Origin of the sequence: Bacillus sp. FSL W8-0223, assembly GCF_038006805.1 — a bacterium.
GTDB classification, from domain to species: Bacteria; Bacillota; Bacilli; order Bacillales; family DSM-4216; genus Bacillus_O; species Bacillus_O smithii.
The window spans coordinates 1,647,406-1,672,573 of record NZ_JBBOVX010000001.1; the positions used below are offsets into that span (position 1 = coordinate 1,647,406).

General features: G+C 39.8%; 23 protein-coding genes. All 23 read left to right on the forward strand.

The features are described from left to right. The first annotated feature begins 22 nt into the window (after positions 1-22). The 23 genes from NST81_RS08090 to NST81_RS08200 all read left to right on the forward strand — a co-directional run bounded on the left by NST81_RS08090 (position 23) and on the right by NST81_RS08200 (position 25,004). A complete protein-coding gene (locus NST81_RS08090) occupies positions 23-313 on the forward strand; it encodes a phasin family protein (protein ID WP_048624435.1) in 291 nt (96 codons plus the stop codon). A gap of 44 nt (positions 314-357) precedes the next feature. After that, positions 358-2,034 carry a 2-polyprenylphenol 6-hydroxylase gene (ubiB, locus tag NST81_RS08095; protein WP_341029306.1) on the forward strand — a complete coding sequence of 559 codons (1,677 nt, stop codon included), beginning with the start codon at positions 358-360 and terminating at the stop codon, positions 2,032-2,034. A 263-nt stretch (positions 2,035-2,297) separates the two neighbouring features. Then, a complete protein-coding gene (locus NST81_RS08100) occupies positions 2,298-2,609 on the forward strand; it encodes a metal-sensing transcriptional repressor (protein WP_003352825.1) in 312 nt (103 codons plus the stop codon). A 15-nt stretch (positions 2,610-2,624) separates the two neighbouring features. Then, the gene (locus tag NST81_RS08105; RefSeq protein WP_341029308.1) at positions 2,625-5,036 is read left to right on the forward strand and encodes a heavy metal translocating P-type ATPase; all 2,412 of its coding nucleotides are present in this window, start codon (positions 2,625-2,627) and stop codon (positions 5,034-5,036) included. Between the two features lie 14 nt (positions 5,037-5,050). Continuing rightward, positions 5,051-5,254, forward strand: a complete 204-nt coding sequence (gene copZ, locus NST81_RS08110; RefSeq protein ID WP_270584557.1) for a copper chaperone CopZ — start codon at positions 5,051-5,053, stop codon at positions 5,252-5,254. A gap of 222 nt (positions 5,255-5,476) precedes the next feature. Then, positions 5,477-6,118, forward strand: coding sequence for an SDR family oxidoreductase (locus NST81_RS08115; RefSeq protein ID WP_048623271.1), 642 nt, complete (start codon positions 5,477-5,479; stop codon positions 6,116-6,118). Positions 6,119-6,670: 552 nt separating this feature from the next. Then, complete coding sequence (locus tag NST81_RS08120; RefSeq protein ID WP_327797696.1) at positions 6,671-7,585, forward strand: catechol 2,3-dioxygenase; 915 nt, start codon at positions 6,671-6,673, stop codon at positions 7,583-7,585. Positions 7,586-7,840: 255 nt separating this feature from the next. Then, complete coding sequence (locus NST81_RS08125; RefSeq protein ID WP_341029313.1) at positions 7,841-9,043, forward strand: flavin-dependent monooxygenase; 1,203 nt, start codon at positions 7,841-7,843, stop codon at positions 9,041-9,043. A 497-nt stretch (positions 9,044-9,540) separates the two neighbouring features. Continuing rightward, positions 9,541-11,361 (forward strand): XylR N-terminal domain-containing protein, encoded by a 1,821-nt coding sequence (locus NST81_RS08130; protein WP_048623273.1) that lies wholly within the window; start codon positions 9,541-9,543, stop codon positions 11,359-11,361. A gap of 263 nt (positions 11,362-11,624) precedes the next feature. Next, positions 11,625-12,314 carry an alpha/beta hydrolase gene (locus tag NST81_RS08135; RefSeq protein ID WP_341029316.1) on the forward strand — a complete coding sequence of 230 codons (690 nt, stop codon included), beginning with the start codon at positions 11,625-11,627 and terminating at the stop codon, positions 12,312-12,314. Positions 12,315-12,367: 53 nt separating this feature from the next. Then, positions 12,368-13,186, forward strand: coding sequence for an alpha/beta fold hydrolase (locus tag NST81_RS08140; protein WP_341029319.1), 819 nt, complete (start codon positions 12,368-12,370; stop codon positions 13,184-13,186). 579 nt (positions 13,187-13,765) lie between these two features. Further along, the gene (locus tag NST81_RS08145; RefSeq protein ID WP_327805551.1) at positions 13,766-14,185 is read left to right on the forward strand and encodes an SRPBCC family protein; all 420 of its coding nucleotides are present in this window, start codon (positions 13,766-13,768) and stop codon (positions 14,183-14,185) included. Position 14,186: 1 nt separating this feature from the next. After that, positions 14,187-14,564 carry an ArsR/SmtB family transcription factor gene (locus NST81_RS08150; RefSeq protein ID WP_048623276.1) on the forward strand — a complete coding sequence of 126 codons (378 nt, stop codon included), beginning with the start codon at positions 14,187-14,189 and terminating at the stop codon, positions 14,562-14,564. A gap of 1,008 nt (positions 14,565-15,572) precedes the next feature. Next, a complete protein-coding gene (locus tag NST81_RS08155) occupies positions 15,573-16,217 on the forward strand; it encodes a methyl-accepting chemotaxis protein (protein ID WP_371836629.1) in 645 nt (214 codons plus the stop codon). Beyond that, positions 16,195-17,400, forward strand: coding sequence for a phenylacetate--CoA ligase family protein (locus NST81_RS08160; RefSeq protein WP_327797688.1), 1,206 nt, complete (start codon positions 16,195-16,197; stop codon positions 17,398-17,400). Before NST81_RS08155 ends, NST81_RS08160 begins: the two co-directional genes overlap by 23 nt. 378 nt (positions 17,401-17,778) lie before the next feature. Then, complete coding sequence (locus tag NST81_RS08165) at positions 17,779-18,453, forward strand: class I SAM-dependent DNA methyltransferase (protein ID WP_048623279.1); 675 nt, start codon at positions 17,779-17,781, stop codon at positions 18,451-18,453. Then, positions 18,425-18,895, forward strand: a complete 471-nt coding sequence (locus NST81_RS08170) for an S-ribosylhomocysteine lyase (protein ID WP_048623280.1) — start codon at positions 18,425-18,427, stop codon at positions 18,893-18,895. The genes NST81_RS08165 and NST81_RS08170 overlap by 29 nt, the downstream gene beginning before the upstream one ends. Before the next feature lie 15 nt (positions 18,896-18,910). Further along, on the forward strand, positions 18,911-19,840 hold the full coding sequence (locus NST81_RS08175; protein WP_327797686.1) for a PLP-dependent cysteine synthase family protein: 930 nt from the start codon (positions 18,911-18,913) through the stop codon (positions 19,838-19,840). 37 nt (positions 19,841-19,877) lie between these two features. Beyond that, positions 19,878-21,008, forward strand: a complete 1,131-nt coding sequence (locus tag NST81_RS08180; protein ID WP_340396390.1) for a bifunctional cystathionine gamma-lyase/homocysteine desulfhydrase — start codon at positions 19,878-19,880, stop codon at positions 21,006-21,008. 851 nt (positions 21,009-21,859) lie between these two features. Beyond that, on the forward strand, positions 21,860-22,918 hold the full coding sequence (locus NST81_RS08185; RefSeq protein WP_341029324.1) for a zinc-dependent alcohol dehydrogenase family protein: 1,059 nt from the start codon (positions 21,860-21,862) through the stop codon (positions 22,916-22,918). 454 nt (positions 22,919-23,372) lie between these two features. Next, on the forward strand, positions 23,373-24,137 hold the full coding sequence (locus NST81_RS08190; RefSeq protein ID WP_270583928.1) for a beta-ketoacyl-ACP reductase: 765 nt from the start codon (positions 23,373-23,375) through the stop codon (positions 24,135-24,137). A gap of 19 nt (positions 24,138-24,156) precedes the next feature. Beyond that, positions 24,157-24,606, forward strand: a complete 450-nt coding sequence (locus tag NST81_RS08195) for a MaoC family dehydratase N-terminal domain-containing protein (RefSeq protein ID WP_327805834.1) — start codon at positions 24,157-24,159, stop codon at positions 24,604-24,606. Then, a complete protein-coding gene (locus NST81_RS08200) occupies positions 24,603-25,004 on the forward strand; it encodes a MaoC family dehydratase (protein ID WP_341029329.1) in 402 nt (133 codons plus the stop codon). The genes NST81_RS08195 and NST81_RS08200 overlap by 4 nt, the downstream gene beginning before the upstream one ends. Positions 25,005-25,168 lie beyond the last annotated feature (164 nt).

Here is a 25,168-nt window from a genome sequence, read left to right on the forward strand (position 1 = left end):
AGTATAGGGGGTTGAATTGGAAATGGATTTAATCAAAAAAGGATTGTCATTTGGACTTGGTTTAGCTGTTACAAGCAAGGAACAAGCAGAAAAATTTGTGAATGATTTGGTGAAAAAAGGGGAGTTGTCTCTGGAAGAATCAAAAGACATGGTCAATCAGCTGATTCAGCGGGGAGAAGAAGAAAAAAAAGGATTACAACGCATTGTACGGGAGCAAATCAAACAAATATTAAACGAATTGGATTTAGCGACAAAAGAGGATATTCAAAAACTGGAACAACGAATTCAGAAATTGGAAAATGATGATAAGTAAAGGAACCCTGTCTCGGGTTCCTAGTCTTTTGAAGGGGATATAGTATGATTGGGAAAAGAATTCGTCATATCAGTCGTTATCGCGATATTGCTATTACGTTGATTCGCAATGGCTTTGGAATGGTGGTCGAGGAAACCGGCATTACTCAATTTCTCTCCCTCCCTCAGCGTCTGTTTTTCGAGAAGAAAGAAAAAGCTTCTAAATCTGTCGGTGAACGAATTAGAATCGTTCTGGAAGAATTAGGTCCTACTTTCGTGAAATTGGGGCAAATCGCCAGTACTCGCCCTGATTTGATTCCTGAAGAAATCATCAGAGAATTAGAAAAACTGCAAGACCATGTTCCACCTTTCTCTTTTCAAGAAGTGCGTGAAATTGTTCAAAGTGAATTAGGAGAGGAAATTGAAAACATATTTCTCCATTTTGAGGACGTGCCGCTTGCGGCTGCTTCGATCGGACAAGTCCATCGGGCCACTTTGCGCACCGGGGAACAGGTAGCAGTCAAAATACAACGTCCAAATATTACAACTGTGATTGAAACAGATTTGGAAATTCTTCAAGATTTGGCGACATTAGCTGAACAACGATCGGAATTGGCAGCAAAGTATCAAATCCGTGATATGATGGATGAATTTTCTAAGTCCCTTCGCGAAGAACTCGATTATACGAATGAAGCACGGAATGCGGAGAAAATTGCCAATCAGTTTAAAGATGACTCTACCATCTATGTTCCAAAAGTTTTTTGGGAGTATACCACTAAAAAAGTATTAACGATGGAATATGTCGAAGGGGTAAAATTCAATGAAATAGACCAAATGAAGAAAAATGGCTACAACTTAAAAAACTTAGCTGAACGTCTTGCAAAAGGAATTTTTCAACAAGTTTTCATCGGTGGCTTTTTTCACGGGGACCCGCATCCAGGAAATGTACTAGTATTACCTGGAGAGATCATTGCTTTTCTCGATTTTGGAATGGTAGGGCGGCTTACTCCCGATATGAGATATCATTTTTCATCTTTAATCATTTCGTTGATGCGTCAAAGTACCGATGGGGTGATTCATTCGATCAGTGCAATGGGATTGATTCCGGATGATGTAAACATGAAACAGTTGCGAGCTGATGTAGAACGTATGAGGGAAAAGTATTATGATGTTCCTTTAAGCCAAATTCGTTTAGGGGAGGCCGTGAACGATTTATTTCGTTTAGCTTTTCAGCATTCAATCCGAATTCCGGCCGACTTATCATTATTAGGAAAAACTTTGCTGACGGTTGAAGGCGTAGTTGAAAATCTTGATCCTGAATTCAGCATACTCGATATTGCCGAACCATTTGGCCGTCGACTGTTAAAAGAACGATACCATCCCAAAAATGTAGCAGAAACGGTATGGAAGCAAGTTTCTGATTATAGAGAATTGATTTTGGACTTTCCAAAACACATGAAAGAATTTACTTCTTTGGTCAAGCGGGGAAGACTTCGTATGGAGGTCGGCATCCCGGAACTGGATCTTTTTTTAAAGAAATTGGATCAGATCAGTAATCGATTATCATTTAGCATTGTTTTATTGTCTTTCAGCATCATTATGGTTGGGATCATTATCGGTTCTTCCATGAATAGACAATCCACGTTGTTGTGGAAATTTCCTGCCATTGAGATGGGATTCGTGGTGGCAACACTCATGTTTTTTTGGCTTTTGTATTCGATTTTTAAGTCAGGAAGATTTTAACGAAATAGAAAAATGGATGATCGCAAGTGGAAGAACCCCCGGCTGTAGGGGGAGTTTCACTGTATACATTACGATTGGGCAGCAAGTCTAATGCATAACAGGAAAAAGTCTAAAAGGAGAACGCCTTTTAGTGATTGGTATTCGATGATGTTTTTGCGGGATGGTGTCAAAAAATAAGAATAAAATGGGGCTGTATGGTTGTGTTTTATACCCCTTACCGGTATAATGTATAATGAAGATGCGATCAGAATGAGGTGATATCAGTGGACCACTGTGAAGATAATTCCATCAATCCTAAAATGGTTCCCCGAACAGAGGAAGAAATTGAAAGTTTAATAAAGCGCTTGAAACGCATTGAAGGACAAGTGCGTGGAGTGCAAAAAATGGTGGAGGACAACCGTTATTGTATTGATATTTTAGTTCAAATTTCGGCTATTCAAGCCGCATTAAAGAAAGTAGGTTTTAATTTGTTGGAACGTCATGCCAATCATTGTGTTTCTAAAGCTATTCGTGAAGGCAACGGAGAAGAATCCATTCAAGAGTTAATGGAAGTTGTTAAGCAATTCTCTAAGTAAAGGGGGGAATGCTTTATGAGTGAACAAAAGATCGTCACATTAAAAGTGACTGGTATGACATGTGCCGCTTGTTCCAATCGTATTGAGAAAGTGCTGAACAAGATGGATGGAGTAGAAGCCAATGTCAATTTAGCGATGGAAAAAGCAACGGTTAAATATGATCCGGCTAAACAAAGTGTAGCCGATATTCAAACAAGAATTAACAAATTAGGATATGGCGTTGCGACTGAAAAAGTAACGCTGGATATTGAAGGGATGACATGCGCGGCCTGTGCGACTCGTATCGAAAAAGGGCTAAAACGCATGGAGGGCGTTACAAGTGCGGTTGTTAACCTGGCGACAAACAGTGCGGTTGTAGAATACAATGAAGGCGTTTCTTCTGTAGAAGATATTTTAGAAAAAATCAAAAAGCTAGGCTACAAGGGACAGATCCACGATGAAGAACAAGATCAAGCTGATCGAAGAAAAGTGCAGCTGAAACAAAAGCAACGACAGCTGGCTATTTCGATCATCTTATCATTGCCCTTGCTTTATACGATGATTGCTCATATGCCTTTTGATTTAGGCTTGCCGCTGCCGCATTTATTAATGAATCCATGGTTCCAGCTTCTATTAGCGACACCCGTTCAGTTTTACATAGGCGGTCCTTTTTATGTTGGGGCATATCGGGCATTGCGGAACAAAAGCGCCAACATGGATGTATTAGTAGCTCTTGGAACATCGGCCGCTTACTTTTACAGCTTGTACGAAGCGTTTAAAACTTTAGCCAATCCCGAATATATGCCGAAATTGTATTTTGAAACAAGTGCCTTGCTGATTACGCTTGTACTGGTCGGAAAATACTTCGAGTCACTGGCAAAAGGAAGAACGACAGAAGCCATCTCTAAGCTGTTGAGCTTGCAAGCAAAAGAAGCTCTTGTGATCCGTAATGGTCAAGAAGTAAAAGTTCCGCTTGAAGAAGTGGTGATCGGAGATACCATTCTTGTCAAACCCGGAGAAAAAATCCCGGTAGACGGCACTGTTATTTCCGGGATATCCTCCGTGGACGAATCCATGATTACTGGCGAATCGATTCCGGTTGATAAGAAAGAAGGAGACGCTGTCATAGGAGCTACTTTGAATACAAATGGCGTACTGACCATTCGAGCCGAAAAGGTAGGAAAAGAGACGGCCCTTGCCAATATCATTAAAATCGTTGAAGAGGCTCAAGGTTCTAAAGCGCCGATTCAGCGGATGGCAGATGTCATCTCAGGAATTTTCGTGCCTATTGTGGTAGGGATTTCTGTTGCATCGTTTATGATATGGTACTTCATTGTGGCGCCGGGTGACTTGCCAAAGGCGCTTGAAGTGGCCATTGCGGTTCTTGTCATCGCCTGTCCTTGTGCGCTTGGATTGGCCACTCCGACATCCATTATGGTCGGAACCGGTAAAGGGGCGGAAAAAGGGATCCTCTTTAAAGGGGGTGAGTATTTAGAAGGAACGCATACAATCAATGCTGTGCTGCTGGATAAAACAGGTACTGTTACAAAGGGAAAACCAGAAGTAACAGATGTAGTAGAGTTTCAAAATGGCATGCTTGATTATGCCGTTTCAGCCGAGAGCGCTTCTGAACATCCGCTGGCCCAGGCGATAGTGGAATACGGAAAAAAACAAGCGATTTCCATAAAACCATCGGAGCATTTCTCCGCCATTCCCGGCCACGGAATTGAAGCTGTTATTGAAGGCAAACATGTTCTTGTTGGAACGCGAAAATTGATGAAGGAACACTCGATTGACATATCCGAGCATGAAAATCAAATGGCGGATTTTGAAAAACAAGGGAAAACCGCCATGCTGGTTGCCATTGACCATCAGATTGCCGGCATCATTGCTGTCGCGGATACCGTAAAAGAAAGCTCCAAAGAAGCCATTCAAACTTTAAAACAAATGGGTATAGAAGTGTACATGGTAACGGGAGACAATCAACGCACGGCTGAAGCGATAGCGAAGCAAGTGAATGTGGATCATGTGTATGCCGAAGTGCTCCCTGAAGACAAAGCGAAAATCGTTGAAGAACTCCAAAAACAAGGAAAACGAGTGACGATGGTCGGCGATGGGATCAATGATGCTCCCGCTCTTGCAAAAGCGGATATCGGAATGGCCATCGGCACAGGAACGGATGTCGCGATTGAAACGGCTGATGTAACGTTGGTTGGCGGAGATCTGGCACATATTCCAAATGCGATTGAGTTAAGTCGTAAAACGATGAGAAACATTCGACAAAATCTATTTTGGGCTTTGTTTTATAATTCTATTGGCATTCCTGTGGCAGCAGCTGGATTATTGGAGCCTTGGGTTGCGGGAGCGGCTATGGCATTCAGCTCTGTATCGGTTGTGACAAACGCGCTTCGTTTGAAACGCGTGAAAATAGAAAATGGAACGATATAAAGGAGGAATTCTTAATGGACATTACATTAAACGTAGAAGGAATGACTTGCGGACACTGCAAAATGGCCGTAACAAATGCTCTTAAAGAGCTGGAAGGTGTGAAAAATGTAGATGTGCATCTAAAAGAAGGCACTGTGGATGTAGTTTTTGATGAGACAAAAGTCAGTGTAGAAAAAATGAAAGAAGCGATCGAGGATCAAGGTTACGATGTGAAATAACATCCACAAGAGATCATGGAGCAAAAATCCATGATCTCTTATCATTTTTGACATGATCAACGGTTTGGACGACAAAAGTCTGACAAGCCTAACTATGAACATTTTTACGGACAAATTTGGCGTTAGAAATGGTGAATACAACCTTTCCCATTTTGATAGGGCGTTAAACTACAAGAAAGCAGAGAAACAGTATGGAGAAACACAAAAAAGGAGTGGAATAAAATGAAAGTCCTTATTGCAGGTGCAAATGGTCATACAGGTCGATTGATCGTGGAGCTGCTTGGAAAAAGCAAACATGAAGCGTATGCGATGATTCGAGATGAATCTCAAGCAGAAAATTTGAAACAACTTGGTGCAAAGGAAGCAATCGTAGCTGATTTGGAAAAAGATTTGACTCATGCTGTAAAAGGGATGGATGCTGTAATATTCGCGGCTGGTTCCGGTTCCAAAACAGGTCCGGATAAAACCATTTCAGTCGACCAAGAAGGAGCAAAACGCCTGGTTGACGCTGCGAAAAAAGAAGGTATTTCCCATTTTATCATGCTCAGTTCTTATGGAGCCGGTGTTCCGGATGCTTTGCCGAATTTGGAACTTTATTTGAAAGCAAAAGGGGAAGCTGATCGATACTTACAAGAGAGTGGATTAACATATACGATTGTCCGACCAGGTTGGCTAAGTTTTGATCCACCTACAGGAAAAGTCGAAATAGCTGATCATTTTGAAAGTGTGGAAGGACGGAATATTCCGCGAGGTGACGTAGCTAAAGTGATTGTCTCTTGTCTTGATTTGGAAAATGCCAAAAATAAAACGTTCGAGCTTCTAGCAGGTGATCAATCCATAGAGGATGCACTCCGTACGTTATAAGGGATTTGGAAAACACGGAACATGATTGAACAGTTGTAAAGATATTTAAGCGCGGTTCTTTAAAGGCTGACTCAACGGGATAAATCCGTGAATGATTGCTCTATTGTAAAAGATCGGAAGTGTCAAGGAGCTTTCGTAGCATGCTGTTGTTGCATAATACTACGAACTCCTTGACATGATCCGATACGTTTGCAATTCAATGAATGATCATCCATATTCAATCCCCAATTTACATTCAGAATAGTTGACATCTTCCATCTAATCCTTCATCTTATACTCATACCACCCATTTGAATTCCGCTTCCATTCTTCCGATTGAAGGTCAAAAACCCTTGCTTTGTTGTCCAAATGGCAAACAAAAGGATAGATAGTGTAAGAATTGATTTAATCTTCGTGATAGTTCCGGTGCGCAATAATGCGTTTCGTACGAATCCTACGAAATGAATCCAAAAATAGCCATCAAAACCGCATAATTAACTGTATGTTCAGAAAATAAAAAATTTTAAAATAAATACATGAACCTACACTTATTTTAGAAAAGGGGTGCTTAAAATGGCTGTTATGCGGATAGGTCGTGCTGAATTAAGGGTCTTGGATCTTGAAGAATCCGTCAAGTATTATACGGAAGTGATTGGACTGGATGAAGTGGGAAGAAGTGACGGAAAAGTGTACTTTAAAGCGTGGGATGAATTCGATCACCACAGTCTCATTCTTCAAGAGGCCGATTCCCCGGGACTTGATCACTTGGCTTTTAAAGTGGAAAATGAAGAGGATTTATCCAAGTTTGAAAAAAAGATCGAGCAATTCGGATGTACGTTGAAAAGGATTTCCAAAAGAACAAGACTTGCAGAAGGGGAAGCGATACGTTTTGAACTTCCAACAGGACATCATGTGGAATTGTACTATGACATATTGCGTGTTGGATCGAAAACCGGGTCTTTGAATCCTCCTCCTTGGCCGGATGGACTAAGAGGAATAGCGCCGCATCGGCTGGATCACCTGGCCCTGACCGGTGAGGACATTAACACGGTAACAAGATTTTTCACAGAAGTCTTAGGTATGTTTGTCAGTGAACAAATCACAACAGTTGATGGAGAAGAGATGGTAGGAAGCTTTATATTCGCCAGCAATGGAAAGCCTCATGACGTTGCTTTTATTAAGGGGCCTGATAAGAAACTGCATCATGCCGCGTTCTATGTTGACAATTGGTATGATGTGTTAAAAGCGGCAGACATTTTGTCGAAAAATAATGTCTCATTTGATGTTACGCCGACTCGTCACGGTATTACTCGCGGACAGACTACTTATTTCTTTGATCCTTCAGGAAATCGCAATGAAGCATTTGCGAGCGGTTACATTACGTATCCTGATTTTCCTACGATTACATGGACGGAAGATAAAATTGGTCAAGGCATTTTTTATCATAGGAGAGAACTGACGGAGTCGTTTGCCAAAGCACTTACCTGATGAAGCGGGAAATTGGCGGATGGATCGGTGGGTCTAATGTAGTCGCTGAGACGTGAAAATTCTAAATCCGGTGCCAAAATGTTTAAAAGCATCATAATGAATTATTTTGAAAGCGCTGTCTTTTTAGGTAGAATACGATACTCTTTTTTCTATTTTTCTAATAGAGGGAAGGCAGGCTCCGAAGGGGTCCCTTCCTTCCATGACGATTCCGGGGAAAGAAAACGGACCTTTGCCAAAATGAGAGGAGGAAAAGAAATGGTTGAAAAGAAAATATTCATAAAAGAGAAGCCGAATACTGCCGAATTGCTTGCAAGAGCGGAGGAGATTGGGCGTCTTGCAGAGCAAGAAGCAAAAGAAGCGGAGCAAAATGCCCGGTTTTCAGATCGGGTGCCAAAAGCGATTAAAGATGCTGATTTCCACAAACTTTTGCGTCCAAAGCGGTATGGAGGGCTACAAGTAGACTTGCGGACTTACGCAGAGATTGTCCGAACGGTATCTCGGTACAGTGTTGCTGCCGGTTGGTTGACATATTTTTACTCCATGCATGAGGTATGGGTTGCTTATCTTCCTCCTGAAGGCAGGAATGAAATATTTGAACAAGGCGGGTTGTTAGCGGACGTCGTTGCACCTGTGGGACGTGTAAAGAAGGATGGTGACGGTTATAGGCTTTACGGTCAGTGGAACTTTTGCAGTGGTGTTTTGCATAGCGATTGGATTGGGCTTGGAGCCATGATGGAGCTTCCTGACAGTGAAAGCCCTGAGTACTGCTTGTTGGTTGTTCCTAAGTCTGATGTAAAAATAGTGGAAAATTGGGATACTATTGGTCTGCGCGGCTCAGGAAGCAATGGTGTATTGGTTGAAGGAGCTTATGTGCCATTGCATCACATCATGCCAGCCGGTCGAGTGATGGCGACGGGGAAACTGGCGGGAGGGGATTATGACGCGGATGATCCGGTGTATCGCATGCCGTTTATGCCTCTTTTTTTACTAGGCTTTCCTTTAGTTTCCTGGGGTGGTGCTGAACGAATGATTTCTCTCTTCCAAGAGTGTACCGAAAAACGTATTCGGGTTTATAAAGCGGGTGCGAAGGAAAAGGAATCCGCCGGAAGCCAACGGTTATTGGCAGAGTTGAAAACAGAGTTAAATACGATCGAAGGCACTGTGGAACATTATATTCGCAAGCTAGATGCTTGTATTAAAGAAGGAAAGGCTGTGATATGCGATGAGGAGCGCGAACAGTTATACGCATGGCGTGGTTATGTCTCGAGAACGTCGGTGGATATCGCCGTTAGAACGCTGTTGACTCTTGGAGGAAATGCCATCTTTAAAGGAGATCCGGTAGAGTTGTTCACAAGGGATTTAATGGCGGTGGCGGCGCATCCAAATTCTTTGTGGGAAGATGCTATGGCTGCGTATGGAAGGACAATATTTGGTCTTCCGGGCGATCCTGTATGGTAAGAGAGGGGCGGAAGCGGGAGAAGTTGTTATTCCTTTTGGAAGCATCCGTTCTAAGTGTATTTGCAAATAAAGAAAAAACGTTTTCCTTTTCATCGCAAATTCTACGGCATATTTAAAAGATCATTCATCATATGTGGAATAATTAGTAGAATGAAGCGAGTTGGTAGCACGTGAGATTTTGAAACAGGGGGATGAACCATGTTTACTATAAAAGTCTTGGATGGCATTGAAGAACACATTGGTTTGCCATGCCAAGAGAATGAAAGTCTTTTGGATGCTGTCAATAAGCGGGAAAAGAAAATTATACGTTGGCGTGCAAGACTTATCCGATTTCTGATATGAAGATCCTCATCGATTTATCAAAACTCACTCATTCTTCTTAGGTGGTGAAAACATGAAAGCGGACGAATTGGACTTAACACAAATCTATAAAATTTCTACGCTTCACAATCAAGACGATCCACAAGAACGAATGGTGACCAACAGCCGCCATAGGGATGCTGCGCCATGAGCTTATAAAGACATTAGGGCTCGAACGGACGAAGGGATTCTTGCTGCGTCATGGCTGGCATTGCGGGGTGAAGGATGCACAGAAAGCATTGGAAATGGATTGGGATAATAAAAAGGAACTTTTATATGTCGGTCCAAAAATGCATACGCTGCACGGTTATTTGGAAGAAGCAGAGCTGCTCGTTGCCGAAGCAGATTTTTCGAATGGATGGATGCACCATGAAGCGATCTGGAAAAATTCTTATGAGGCTGAAGAACATTTGAAAAAGTTTGGTCCAAGCAACGATCCTGTTTGTCACACGTTAGTCGGCTATGCAAGCGGGTATCTGTCTACAATTCTCGGGAAAAAAGTCATCGCCAAAGAGATTGAGTGTAAAGCGATGGGACACAAACATTGTCATGCAGTATGCCGGACTGTGGAAGAATGGAATGGCGAAATAGATAACGAATTGAAATTTTATGAGGCTGATAATATTATTGGTGAGCTGGATCAAACATTTGAAAAACTAAAAATAGAAAGAGATAATTTCAGCAGAGCTTATGTGGTCCATCAAAAACTGATGGAAGAAGTATTGAAGGAACATGATTTGTCTTCAATAGCCAAAGTTCTTCATCAAATTTCCAAATTGCCGGTTTTCATTGAAGACGTGAATGTACAACTGATTGCTGCATCAGGTATTCCGGAGCAAGAAGCTTCTCTCTTTTCTGAAAAACTAAAGAAGTGCTTTCATAAGAATAGACAAAAATATTCAGATAATTTAAAATACTCAAAACAAACTTTGTTTTTAAATTGTTCTCCGGAGCATAAAAGGATGATTACACCGATTTACCTGCATCGAAAAATTGTCGGCTATTGTTCTTTTCTTTACCGCGAAACGGTGCCGCAGGAGGTCGATAAGTTAATTTTAGAACATGGAGCACTGGCTTGTTCGCTTTATTTATTGAATGAACGCACTCGTTTTAATACCGAACAACGAATTAAAGGTCATTTTTTAGAAGATATTTTATCCAATCGGATGACATTGGAAGAATTGACCGAACGGGCTTATTATTTAGGATTTCAATTAAAAGATCCATACTTTATGATTGCCGTTCACAGTTTGCTTCAAAAGCCATCCGTTAAAGAAGAACTGGAATTTAACGATGAATTGATTAATGAGCTTTCGGCATTTATGAAAGATCAAAGAATCAATGCCTTGTTTGGCCAAAAATCGGGTAAAGTCATTATTCTATTATCGGAATGTCTATTATTAAAAAACAAAATGAAAAAGGAAATATTTTGTCAAACATTAATGGACCATTGCCTGAAAAAATTTCCTTCCCGTTTATTTAAATTAGGCATCAGTTCGACTTCCCTGTCAATTGAAGAGGCCCCACAATTATATGAAGAATGTCTCTCGGCGCTGAGGGCTGCGAACCTTCATCAAAAAATCATTTTCTTTGACTCCTTGGGAATTGAAGGAGTCATGTTTCAAATGAAAAATATGAACCCTATTCAAAAATTCATTCATAAAATGCTGGGAAAGTTATTGGAACAAGATAAAAGCAGGAATATGGAATTAACGAAAACGCTTTACTATTACTTAAGCAACGGCTGTAGTGTGCACAAAACCGCCCGGGCGATGAATTTTTCCATTAGTGGTTTACGTTATCGACTGCAAAAAATCACCGATATTTTACAAACCGATATCAACGTCCCAAGCGTCGGTTATCAATTGTATGTATCTCTTCAGTTTTTAATTTATTGGGGAGAACTTGACATCGATTTAAATGCTCAATCGGAGGAAGAGAAAACGATCGGCGATTGAAACGGATGATAAAAAGATGCGACAATCATTGAATGAGAACTCTGAAGGAACAGTAAACATTAATACCGTTAAAAGAGCTGTCAACTAGATGATTTCCGTGACTCTCAATATCTTCAAGAATATCATTCTTGTTTCCTGATGATTGCGATTCCCTTGAAAAAACGCAAAGAATTCCGTCGACAACACTTTTGTTTCTGTTTCCACGACTGACATCCATATGCGATTATTCTTTTAATCTATTCCATTGTAGGAGGTAAATTTGAATGAGCAGCACCTATGTCTATAAAACGCTTCTCCCTTCTGTCATAGAGGATGGAAAGAAATATCCAGTTGTTTTTGCACTGCACGGTATAGGATATAACGAACAGCACATGCTCGCAGTAGTGGAAGAACTAAAAGAAGAATTTATTTTGATAGGCATTCGGGGCGATCTCCCTTATGAAGAAGGATATGCTTACTATTATTTAAAAGAATACGGAAATCCAGAACGTAAGTTATTCGATGATAGTATAGACAAACTTAAAGAGTTTATTGAATATACGTTCCAACAGTATCCAATAGATTCTGACAGAGTCTATTTTATCGGTTTCAGTCAAGGAGCTATTCTAAGCATGACTCTTGCGTTGGCACTGGGGGATACTGTGAAAGGAATGGTCGCCATGAACGGATATATACCATCCTTTGTAAAGGAAGAATATCCAATAAAATCTATCTCTCATTTATCCGTGTTTCTAACCCAAGGAGAATCGGATTCTATCTTTCCATTACAAGTGGGGCAAGAAAACTATGATTATTTGCGTAAACATGCAGGATCTGTAAAATATACAATTTATCCGTCTGGACACGAAATTACACAAGACATCCAGCGAGATGCAGTGGCATGGCTGCGTTACGATTGTTTCAATGCCCGTCGAAATCACAAATCCAGCAGCATTGCCTCAAATGATCGTTGAATTTTTATCTATTTGAAGATTTCATCGACTAACGAAATGGAGGAAATTCTATTATGATGGATAAGGGAAAATATGTGGACGTTCAAGGAATTCAAACTCATTATCACGAAGAAGGAAAGGGAGAACCGCTTCTTCTTATACATGGCTCTGGCCCCGGGGTCTCTGCTTGGGCGAATTGGCGGTTAGTATTTCCTATTCTGTCCCGGCATTATCATTTATACGCTCCTGATGTCGTGGGATTCGGATACACAGAAAGGCCGGAAAATATTCAATATTCTGTGGATTTGTGGGTCGAACACATGATTGCTTTTATCGAAACGATGAATCTTCGCAACGTGTCGATTATCGGTAATTCCATGGGCGGTGCTTTAGCGCTGCATGTTGCCAATCGACGTCCCGATCTTGTCAAAAAAATCATTTTGATGGGGAGCGCCGGCATTGAATTTCCGATCACGGCAGAATTGGATGCCGTGTGGGGTTATACGCCAAGCATAGAAAACATGAAAAAGCTCATTTCGATCTTTTCCAATGATCAAAGCATGGCAGAAAATGATAATTTAGTAAAAATGCGCTATGAATCCAGTATAGAACCTGGGTTCCAAGAAGCGTTCTCTGCTATGTTTCCGGCACCTCGGAAAAGACATGTGAATGCTTTAGCCCTTACGGAAAACCAATTAAGTAAAATAGAAATTCCGATTTTACTGATTCACGGAAGAGAAGATCGGGTCATCCCATTAGAAAAGACAAACTGGAAATTATCCCAAATTATTCCGAATGCGGAACTCCATGTTTTTCCCAATTGCGGACATTGGGTGCAAATCGAGAAAACCGAACCTTTTATAGGTCAGGTGATAGAATTTTTAAAAAAATAAGCGGATTTCAATTTGATTTGCCATAGGAGAATCAATGAGCCTATTATCAGTGAAGGAACAGGATAAGATGAAAACCTTTACAATAATAAACAAAAATACAAATATAAGAAATGGATTTTTCATCCCCTGATGAACAGGGGGTTTTTACGGATGAAACGATTTTGTATGCAATTTTTGACAAAGAAACAGACATCCAAAGTGAATGAAATTATCATGGAAAGGCTGGCAAACAGTTTATTTTGAATATTGACATGAAACCAAATGGTTTCATATAATATAAAACGAAACCATTTGGTTTCATAATAAAAAGGAGTGATTGAATAAAAGAATAGTCATTTAGAAAGCAACGTTTATAAGAAGGACAAGTCTTCGTTTCTCTATTGATAAGTTCAGCTCAAAAAAAGGATGAAAGAATATTGAAACGAGGGCAACTGAAATAAGGATAAGGATTCTTTTATTGAAAAAGAATAGTAACTGAGTATTGTGCTGAGATGGTTGGCCGCAAAGTAGTCAATAAAGAGATGTAGTCTGCAAAGATAATGCTACTACATACAGAAAATTTTTTGGGAGGGTATAGCATTGACAACGGAAAAAAATATTTCTGACATTCGTCATACTTATGTATTTAACGCACCGATTCAAAAAGTTTGGGAGGCTGTCTCGACTTCGGAAGGTCTTGCTGCATGGTTTATGCCAAATGATTTTCAGCCTATAGTAGGCCATGAATTTCACTTAAATGCAGGCCCTTATGGCATGTCTCCTTGTAAAGTGGTGGAAATAGATCCGCCTCATCGTCTGTCCTTCCGTTGGGGGAAAGATTGGACCCTTACATTCGAATTAAAAGAGCTTGACGGCAAGACGGAGTTTACGCTCATCCATTCTGGTTGGGACGCAAACAAAGTGACGGAATTCGGAGAATCTCATACGGTCGTACGGGATCGGATGGATCAGGGATGGTCTCGACTTGGAAAATCTCTTGGAGCGTATGTCGAAGCTTGAAATGGCCGCTTTATCATCGAAACATGACGTCTTTCAAGCCATCGCTGATCCTACTCGTCGCAAGTTGTTAAAATTGCTGGCTGAAAAGGAGATGCCTGTTACCGTAATAAGTGGACATTTTCCAATAAGTCGGACAGCTGTTTCTAAACATTTGCGCATTTTGGCAGATGCAGGTCTTGTCAAAGAGAGAAAAGTTGGGCGAGAGACGCGCTATCGACTGGAACCTGCACCACTACTTGAATTGAAACAGTGGCTGACCTTTTATGAACGATTTTGGGAAAATAAAATGGCAATGCTTCAACATTACGTTGAAAACGGCGAGGCAAGTGATTTGAAACTTGTTGAATCCAAACATGATGGAGAAGAATTTAAAGAGTAGAAAAAATAGAAATCATGAAATGAACGTTTGATCAAAAAATGGAAGGCTGACTTAAACATTGCTTTAGCGATGTTTAAGTCAGCCTTCTTTGCATTTAGTGGATGGGACTGTACATTTATGAGGTTTTTTAATTTCATTTGATAGCGCGAAATTCCTTATTCAATCATTTTTTGTTGCTTAGAGGACTCCTTTCACTTTTATTTTGGTGAGCCTCATAGAATATATCATTGAATTTCCATAAAAGCAGAAATTTTGTAAAAAAGATATTTTACCTATAAAAATAACATACCTTTGTACGATAATATAATTGTAAATTAATAATGAGAATAGATTGATAATCATAGAGGATGGGATAAAGGACTTAATAGTTTTGGGGTACTTTCATCCCTGTTTTTTACAACTAGTATGAATCAAAAATTGGGTAGATGAATGCTAAAGTGATCAGACGTAAAATAATGCGTCACATCAAAACAGAAAGGAAGTAGCTATTAAATGAATATAAAGGTTAAGGTGATTGGGCTATTATGTGCATCCTTTTTCTTGCCTACAATTTTTTTATTGCTTTATTTCGCCGATCATTCTTTCGATTGGCTAATCGGATTCGCAATTTTAATTTCTTTTATTTTTATTCTGATTTCAATTGTTTTCGTGAATCGAAATATTCCGATTGAATCTCATTCAATTCATGATGAAAATCGAGATACACCCGCCGAAAATAATGAACAGATCGTTTTCATCAAAAGCATTGAGCAAGATGTGAAAGAATTAATGGATTCTTTGCAGACAATCAGTAGTGAATTTGATCATTTTTCCAAAATGTCTTCGGATATTTTGGAAGGCGCTATGATTCAGTCTAAAAATGTAGAAAAAAGTACCGAAGCTATGATGGATATTTCATCCGGAATTCAACAAATTGCTTCCAATGCGGAGAACGTATCCAATACATCAACGGCAACCTTGCAAACTGTTGCAGAGGGATCTAGGGCTATTGATACGGTCATTGGTCAAATGAGATCGATTCATCAAAAAGTAGAAAATCTTTCAAATGTTATTACCGATTTGTCTAAGTTTTCTAGGGAGATCGGAAATATCGTCAAAACGATTACGGATATTTCAAGTCAAACGAACTTATTAGCGTTAAACGCGGCAATTGAAGCAGCACGTGCTGGAGAGCATGGAAAAGGATTTGCTGTAGTGGCAGATGAAGTAAGAAAATTATCTGAACAGGCGGCTTCTTCAACGAGTCAAATTAGTGAAATTGTTTCAACAATCCAAGAAAATATTTCAAAATCTGTGGAATATATGAACGAAGGAAAAGAAGAAGTGACAAATGGGATGCGTATCGTTAATGACGCCAAACACGCTTTTGAAGTGATTCAATCAGATATAAACGATGTTTCACAACAAATTACAGAAGTATCGGCCGCTGTTCAAGAACTTTCAGCTGGCTCTGAAGAAATAAGAAAAATTACTGATTTCACCAGAAAAGTTCAAAATGGTGGTGTCAAAAAAATCAATAATATGAAAGAACTTTTGGAAGAGTTTATAACATCAGCCAAAATGAGCCTTTCAACCGCTCAACGCTTGTATCAAAAAATAAATCATTCAAATGAAAAGGGGGATATAGACGATGAAACATCAACTATTCATTGAGGCGGCCATGCGATCCAAGCTTTATCAAAACAAGTTAAAAAATATCAATCTTGAAGATTGGAATAGCATTCCTTTTACAACGAAAGAGGATCTTAGAAAGGCGGATACATATGATGTACTAGGTGTTCCACTACATCAAGTGGCTACTTATCATGAGACGAGCGGAACAACGGGTACTCCTACTCCAAGTTGGTACAGCCATAAAGATCACGAACATGGAGCCCAAGTCGTTCTTCGATCTGCTCTAAAATTAAATGATCAGGATATCGTTTTAAATCGGTTTCCTTTTGCGTTGGCCATCCCTTCATTTATTGTATATGATGCGTGTCAAAATGCCGGGGCCGTTCATATTGGCGTCGATAAAGCAAGCATGGTTACTCCTGATCGGCGTGTGATCGAAATTATACAACGAACTCATCCTACTGTTTTAACCATGCTTCCATCCGAAGCTGAAAAATTGTACCATGTCGGTATGCAAATGGGGGTTCATTTTCCGACTCAAGGTTTAAGGGCATTACTTTTAGCAGGTGAACTTGTTTCTCCGGCAAGAAAAAAATACATTGAAAACATGTGGGGTGTTCCGGTTCACATGTTGTTTGGTAGTACGGAGACAGGCGGACTGTTTATGACATGTGAAAATGGACATTATCATCTTGACAATACGAATGTATTAATTGAAGTAGTAGATGATTCAGGAATCCCTGTTGAAATTGGGAAGACAGGTAATTGTGTGATTTCTTCATCAAGAGAAGGGATGCCGCTGCTTAGATATTTTAATCAAGATATCATCCAATTAATGGATGGAGCACATTGCGATTGTAAAAAAACGGAACCGATCATGATCCACTATGGTCGAAAAGAAGATGTTATCGAATATCAAAACAAGTCTGTCAACTTTTATGAACTGCAAGAGGCTGTTTATACACTTAGTAGGGTCCCATTTATGTGGAAAATGAAAACTTCAAGGAATCGAGTACAATTTTTATGTCAGTTCATTGAACCAATTGGAGAAGCTATCTTATCGGCTATTCAACATGAATTATGTGAAAAATTGGGATTTGAAGTGGATATTCAACCAACAGAGATCATTCCCCTTAAAAAATTGACGGATAAACCTGCTTATGGGAAATATGCCTACATAGAACGTGAATGTGCCGATGAACATGAATTACTTATAAAATAGAAGAAAGGTTACAGGGGGATAAGCAAATAGATTTATTTGAGTATTCACTTTTTTAAATCAGTTTTTTTATTCGAACGCAATACTTCATTTGAGGTGTTGCGCTTTCTTTTTTGTCTAGAAATTTCGGTGGGGAAAACTTTATTGGATTTCTATAATAATATTATGTAAACAAATTTTAACCATCCCATTATTGATTAAAAAAGGAGTTTAAATCGGTAATCGCAAATCCTTTCTTTCAGCATATTTATAAAACAATACGAAATCCTGTATGAGTCTAATATTGGAAGAAAATAAACCAATATGTATTCATTGCGATTTGAAGTGGGAAGTGTTAACATGTTATTCGGATTTATTTTATAGGATATGGAGGAATTGGGATTGGGCAGAGAATTTAATGAGCTATTTGACGAATGGTCCCATTCTTATGATCAAACAGTGTCTGGTCAAGATGCTGAATATGTAGAAGTATTTTCTAAATATGATGAGATTCTTTCAACAGTTGCTGACAAAGCGAAAGGTATTGTTGTAGAATTTGGAGTTGGGACAGGAAATTTAACGACTAAATTGGTTCAAAAAGGTTTGCATGTAATTGGAATCGAACCATCTTCCAATATGAGGAAAATCGCTCGAAATAAGCTTCCAAATGTAAAAATTATAGATGGTGATTTCCTTGATTTTGATGTTACAGAGAAAATCGATACTTTTGTGAGCACGTATGCTTTCCACCACTTAACGGATGTTGAAAAAAGAAAAGCGATTGCCAAATTCAGACAAAGATTAAATCCGCTTGGCCGTGTTGTATTTGCTGATACCGTTTTTGCCACAGATGAGGATAAGCAAGAAATGATACAGGAATCTTATAAAAAAGGTTTCAATCGTCTTGCTGAAGATTTGCAGCGTGAATATTATACGACCATTCCTGTACTTACGAATTTATTTGAGGAAAATGGTTTTAACGTTTCATTTACGCAATTAAATCGCTTTGTGTGGCTAATGGATGCAAAATTAAAAGGAGATGATAAACATGACGGAACAAAAGAAAATGAACGTTGAAAGTTTTAATTTAGATCATACAAAAGTGAAAGCCCCTTATGTTCGTTTGGCAGGTATTAAAGAGGGGATTCATGGAGATGTCATTCGCAAATACGATATTCGTTTTTGCCAACCGAACAAAGAACACATGGATATGCCAGGACTTCATTCTTTGGAACATATGATGGCAGAATTCAGCCGCAACTATTCTGATAAAATAGTCGATATAAGTCCGATGGGATGCCAAACGGGTTTTTATTTTACTGTTATCAATCATGATGACTATGATGAAGTTCTTGATATCATTGAAAAAACACTTAAAGATGTTTTAAAAGCAACAGAAGTTCCGGCTTGCAATGAAGTTCAATGCGGCTGGGCAGCAAGCCATTCATTAGAAGGGGCAAAAGAAATTGCAAGAAAAATGTTAGCGAAACGTGATGAATGGAAACAAGTTTTTGCCTAAAATGGGGAATGAAAAATGAAATTCGCAAAAAATGTGTTTGAACTTATTGGGAATACACCGTTAGTTGAAATCACTTCTTATCCCTTGCCTGAAGGTGTACGCCTGTTTGCCAAACTTGAATATCTCAATCCAGGCGGAAGTGTAAAAGATCGTCTCGGGCAATATTTGTTGAAGCGTGCGTTCCATGAAGGTAAACTAAAAAAAGGTTGGACCATTATTGAACCGACTGCTGGAAACACTGGAATTGGTCTCGCTCTTGCAGCTATTCAATTTGGTGTACAAGCAATATTTGTCGTACCTGAGAAATTCAGTATAGAAAAGCAAACATTGATGAAAGCTCTCGGAGCAAAAGTTATCAATACGCCTACGTCTCTTGGAATGGAAGGGGCAATTGAGAAAGCAAAAGAATTGTTGGAAACAACGCCTAATTCTTTTTATCCGGGACAGTTTCAAAATTTTTCCAACCCTGATACGTATTATGAAAGCCTCGGTCCAGAAATATACGATGCTTTAGATGGCCATGTTGATGTGTTTGTTGCGGGCGCCGGTTCAGGCGGCACTTTTATGGGAACGGCTCGTTACTTAAAAGAAAAAAATCCTCAAATAAAAACGGTGATTGTAGAGCCGGAGGGCTCGATACTAAATGGGGGAGAACCCGGAAGCCATCGTACAGAAGGAATCGGCATGGAATTTCTCCCGCCGTTTATCGATAAAAAGTACTTCGATGCCATTCATACAATTCCTGATGAGGACGCCTTTTTCCGTTTGGCCGAAGTAGCTCGGAAAGAAGGATTACTTGTAGGAAGCTCTTCAGGTGCAGCGCTTGAAGCCAGTCTGAAAGAAGCGGAAATAGCGAAACCAGGGACCAATATTGTCACCATTTTTCCAGACAGCAGTGAGCGTTATTTAAGTAGTGGAATTTATTCATTTTCAAACAATGAATAAAAGATTTTCATTTATTTTCTTTTAAAGGAGTTTTAACATGCGTAAGAAAACAAAATTTATTCACGGTGGTATTAGTCGTGATCCGTATACTGGTGCGGTTTCGACGCCTATTTATCAAGTGAGCACATACAAACAAGATGGAGTAGGTAATTTTAAATATGAATACTCCAGAACGGGAAACCCGACTCGTGAAGCGTTGGAAAAATTAATTGCCGATATTGAAGAAGGAACGCATGGATTTGCGTTCAGTTCTGGAATGGCGGCCATTACCGCAGCCATTCAATTATTTTCCGCCGGCGACCATGTCATTGCTACAGATGATGTGTACGGTGGAACGTTCCGCGTCATGACGAAAGTGTTAAATCGTTTCAACATCGATGTTACTTTTGTGGATACAAGTAATCTGGATGCAGTGAAAGAAGCGATTCAACCGAATACAAAAGCGATTTATGTAGAAACGCCAACCAATCCGCTTTTGAAAATCACCGATTTGAAAGCCATTAGTAAAATTGCGAAAGAACATCAATTAACGTTTATCGTAGACAATACATTCAGCACTCCTTATTGGCAAAATCCATTGACACTTGGGGCTGATATCGTCGTTCACAGCGCAACCAAATATCTTGGAGGACATAGTGATGTCGTAGCCGGTCTTATTGTTGTAAAAGATGAAAAACTGGCAGAAGATATTCATTTTATTCAGAATTCAACAGGTGGAATTCTTGGACCACAAGACAGCTGGCTTCTGATGCGCGGCATCAAAACATTAGGTGTCCGCATGGAGGAAATCGAACAGAACACCAAAAGAATCGTGGAATTTTTACAAAACCATCCACAAGTTGAAAAAGTGTACTATCCGGGTCTTGAAACCCATCCAGGACACGAAATTCACCGTTCACAATCTGCCGGATTTGGCGGAATGATTTCCTTTACTGTAGAATCTCAAGAAAAAGCGCTGGATGTATTGAAAAAGACACGCTACTTTACGTTGGCTGAAAGTCTTGGGGCAGTAGAAAGTTTAATTTCGATTCCTTCACTTATGACGCATGCCTCGATTCCACGCGAACGTCGCCTTGAACTCGGCATTGAAGATGGATTGATCCGCATTTCAGTCGGAATTGAAGACATCGAGGATTTGCTTGAAGATCTAGAAGCTGCATTACAATAAAGGTCTATGAGTTCCGTTAAAAATAGAGGTTAAAATATCCCTTGCTTACTGGCAAGGGATATTTTCTTTCAAACGATTTTTTAGTGTTTTTTCCAAATGGGAAATTTCGAATTCAGTTAAAATGAAAGTCGACACATGTAAATGCAATCTCGAAAGCTTATCCAATATACTAAGAAACGCTTTCTGCAATCGTCTCTTTGAAAAATCCGACCTACTTAACTTCAAGCAAATTCTAGATTTCTTCCCTCATCCTGAAACCTTCTTTTTTTATAAATAGATATAGGACGCGTTTCAATCCTCTAAACATTAGTTATCATTCTCTGTTTTCTAAAATTTTGGGTCAATCCGAGAATTCCTTCTATATTTTTTTTTGAGTTAGGCAGCACATTATACGAGAAGTAAGGGATAAATATGAAGGACAAGACGGAAGACAGAAAAAATTCATATTTTGTTTCACTATAAAATATAAATAATTACAAAAGTATGGATGCTCTCCTAATAAAAAACGAGTAGAATGCTTAGGAGAATAAAAACACTTTTTGGAAATGAAGGCTTTAACATTTTCGGAGATTTCATCATTTGACGGTCTATTTTGAAAGCGTTTCCTTATGTCTTTCTTGAAAGAAAGTACTGTACAACAATGACTGAAAAGACAAATGCCTGCGTGTACAGGAATGAATGTTTATTGCTCGATGTCACACTGTTATAGCCTCTCATCCTGTGACCTATCTTCTGCCGTTATTAAATGGGCTCATCCAAATCCATAGCGATTCAGAAGTATTTACTTTATTGCCAAAAATGTAGAGAAAATCAGAAATACACAAGTCTTTCATTATAAGGGGGAAATGATGATGAAAGCAGCGAAAATTATTCATCATAAAAAACCGTTGGAAATTCAAACTGTGTCGGATCCTAAACCGGGGCCAGAAGACGCGGTGATTAAAATCGAAGCGTGTGGAGTATGCCGCAGTGACTGGCATGCTTGGCAAGGCGATTGGTCGTGGATTGGTTTGTCTCCGGAATTACCCATTACTCCTGGGCATGAATTTGGAGGGATAGTGGAAGAAGTCGGGAAAGATGTGAAGTCATTTCGCCCGGGAGATCGTGTCACCGTTCCGTTCCATTCTGCCTGTGGGCGATGTGAATACTGCAAAAAAGGGGTGCCGAATTTATGCGAAGATCTTCAAATTTACGGATTGGTGTCTGGACTTGAAGGCGGATATGCGGAATATATTTTAATTCGCAACGCGGATTTTAACCTGATCAGGCTCCCTGACAATGTGGACAGTTTGACAGCAGCTGCAGTGGGCTGCCGTTACATGACAGGCTATCACGGTATCGTAAGAGGCAATGTCAAACCCGGTGATTGGGTCGCTGTACATGGAGCAGGAGGGGTAGGACTTTCTGCCATTCAGGTGGCTAATGCTTTAGGGGCACAAGTCATTGCAGTCGATATTGATGATCAAAAACTTGAAATTGCTAAGCAGGAAGGCGCTGTCGCCACAGTCAATGCCAGAAAAGAAAGCGTTTCCGAAGCGATAAAAGAAATAACCAAAGGCGGTGCCCATGTCGGATTAGATGCTTTAGGGATTAAAGATACCGTGTTAAATTCGGTTTCATCTCTTAGAAAAGGAGGAAGACATGTTCAAGTAGGGTTAACTACCTCAGAAGAAGGAGGTTTTGTTTCGCTTCCTGTTGACCTCATTACTGCAGCTGAAATTGAATTTGTCGGAAGTCTCGGAAATCCTCATCCGGATTATCGCGGATTACTGAGCTTGATTTCTTCCGGACGACTGAATCCGAAACGATTGATCGAACGGGAAGTCCACTTGAAAGAGGTAAACACGGTATTTGACAATATGACACAATATAAAACAAAAGGATTTAACGTCATCACAAGCTTTCGTTGATGAAAAAAGCCCTTCCGGATAGCGTTCCGGAGGGGTATTTAGATCGCGATGAGCTTTTGCCAGTGTTCTATTGAACTATAAAAAGACAGACTATATAAAATCCGTAACTGATCTTTTTACTATGTCTTTTACTACGGACCTGTTTTCAGGGTGACCTAAAAAGGAAATTTGTAGAGGAAAATCGAATCTGTCAAGCAGGAATTTGAATGGTCATTATGGAACATGTTGCACAAATTGTTAGCTGAACCAGTATCAAATGGAACAAAAGGGGGTGTAATCCTGGCTGCTAAAATCTTTGTCGTGTACTGGCAATTGGAAGGAATGGTACACGACAGGTGCCAAGGTAACAGTGAGCTACAGGGTGGAATCCCGGTGTTTCCTGAGTGGCAGGCGATGTTTGCTGGTTCTATCGCCATATTCGAATTTTTACGATTTTAGCAGCTTGGAATGAAAAATGGGTGAAAGATTTAAAGGAAGAGTAGCCATTGTGACAGGAGGAAGCCGCGGAATTGGAAGAGCGATCGCTGAGCTCTTTGCCGAAGAAGGAGCAAAAGTAGCCATTATGGATTTGAATGAAGAAGCGTTAAGTCAAACGGCTGCTGAATTAAAAGCAAAAGGATTTGACATTTATACGAGAGTGGCAAATGTCACTGATGCATCGCAGGTGGAAGACTTTACGAAAAAAACAGTCGACACGTTTGGCTCGATTGATATTCTTGTCAATAACGCAGGAGTGATTCGGGATAACCTGCTTTTCAAAATGACAGACTCTGATTGGGAAACCGTGATGGATGTTCATTTAAAGGGATCCTTTCATTGCGCTCGTGCTGTTCAAAAATATATGGTAGAGAAACGATATGGTCGCATCATCAACATTTCGTCCACTTCGGCTCTCGGAAACCGAGGTCAGGCCAATTATGCCGCAGCAAAAGCGGGACTGCAAGGATTTACAAAAACATTGGCCATTGAACTTGGAAAATTTGGCATTACGACTAATGCGGTAGCTCCTGGATTTATCGAAACAGATATGACAAAAGAGACAGCAAGACGACTTGGTTTATCATTTGAGGAATTTGTTCATCACAGCGTTTCACAAATACCGGTTGGAAGAAGCGGAAAGCCTTTCGACATTGCGCATGCTGTCGCTTTCTTTGCAGACGAGAATTCTTCCTTTATCAACGGCCAAGTTTTATATGTAGCGGGAGGTCCAAAAAATTGAGAGGAAGGAGCGACTTTAAATGTTTGCGGAACAAATCGGAAAATATTCTGAAAAGGTGAAGAATAAAATTGAAAGAAGCGTTGTCAAAAAATTTGCAGAAGCCATAGGCGATCCAAATCCAATCTATTGGGATGAGGAAATTGGAAAAAAATCCAGATATAAAAATAATATTGCTCCGCCAACGTTTCCAAAGGTCTTGGATTACGGCGTGGTGGACGGATTGAAACTTCCAAGCAAAGGGCTTATTCACGGAGAGCAGACTTTTCATTATGAGCGGCCTCTTTTTGTTGAAGAAGAAATTTATTGCTACTCGAAAGTGGAAAAGTACTATGAGAAAAAAGGAAGCAACGATCAGTTAGGATTTTTGGTTATAAAAGGCTACGGAGAAGAACCGTCCGGTGAAATCATTTTTACTACCACACAAACTATCATCATAACCGAAACAGTTAGAAAGGCGATGATCGAATGAAAGAGCTCATAAAATTGCAGGTGGGAGATTCACTGGAAGAGGTACAGCTTCCTCCCGTTACGCGGCTTGATTTAATTAAATATGCCGGGGCTTCCGGAGATTACAATCCTATTCATACCATTGATGAAGAAGCGAAAAAAGCCGGTTTGCCGGGAATTATCGCACACGGTATGTGGACAATGGGAAATCTCGCAAAGCTTTTTACTCCTTATTATGAAGATGGGTTTATACAAGATTATTCGGTCCGGTTTAAAAGAATGGTCTTTCTTAACGATATTATTACTTTAAAAGCTACTCTAAAAGAAAAAAATGAGAATCAACTGCGTTTTCATGTTCAAGCTATAAATCAAAACGGGCAGGAAGTGGTAAAAGGAGAAGTTGTATTTTCTCCGTATTAAACATACTAAAGGGCTGATATTTAAGAGTTTTTAAACTGCGAATAGGCCTCCCTTTTTACTGCGGTTCATTTTTGAGAGCCGAGAAGAATCGTGAAGAGAGATGCTGAAATGGGGGACAAGCAGAGAATTCATGATGTGATCTGAATTATACTTGCAACAAAAAA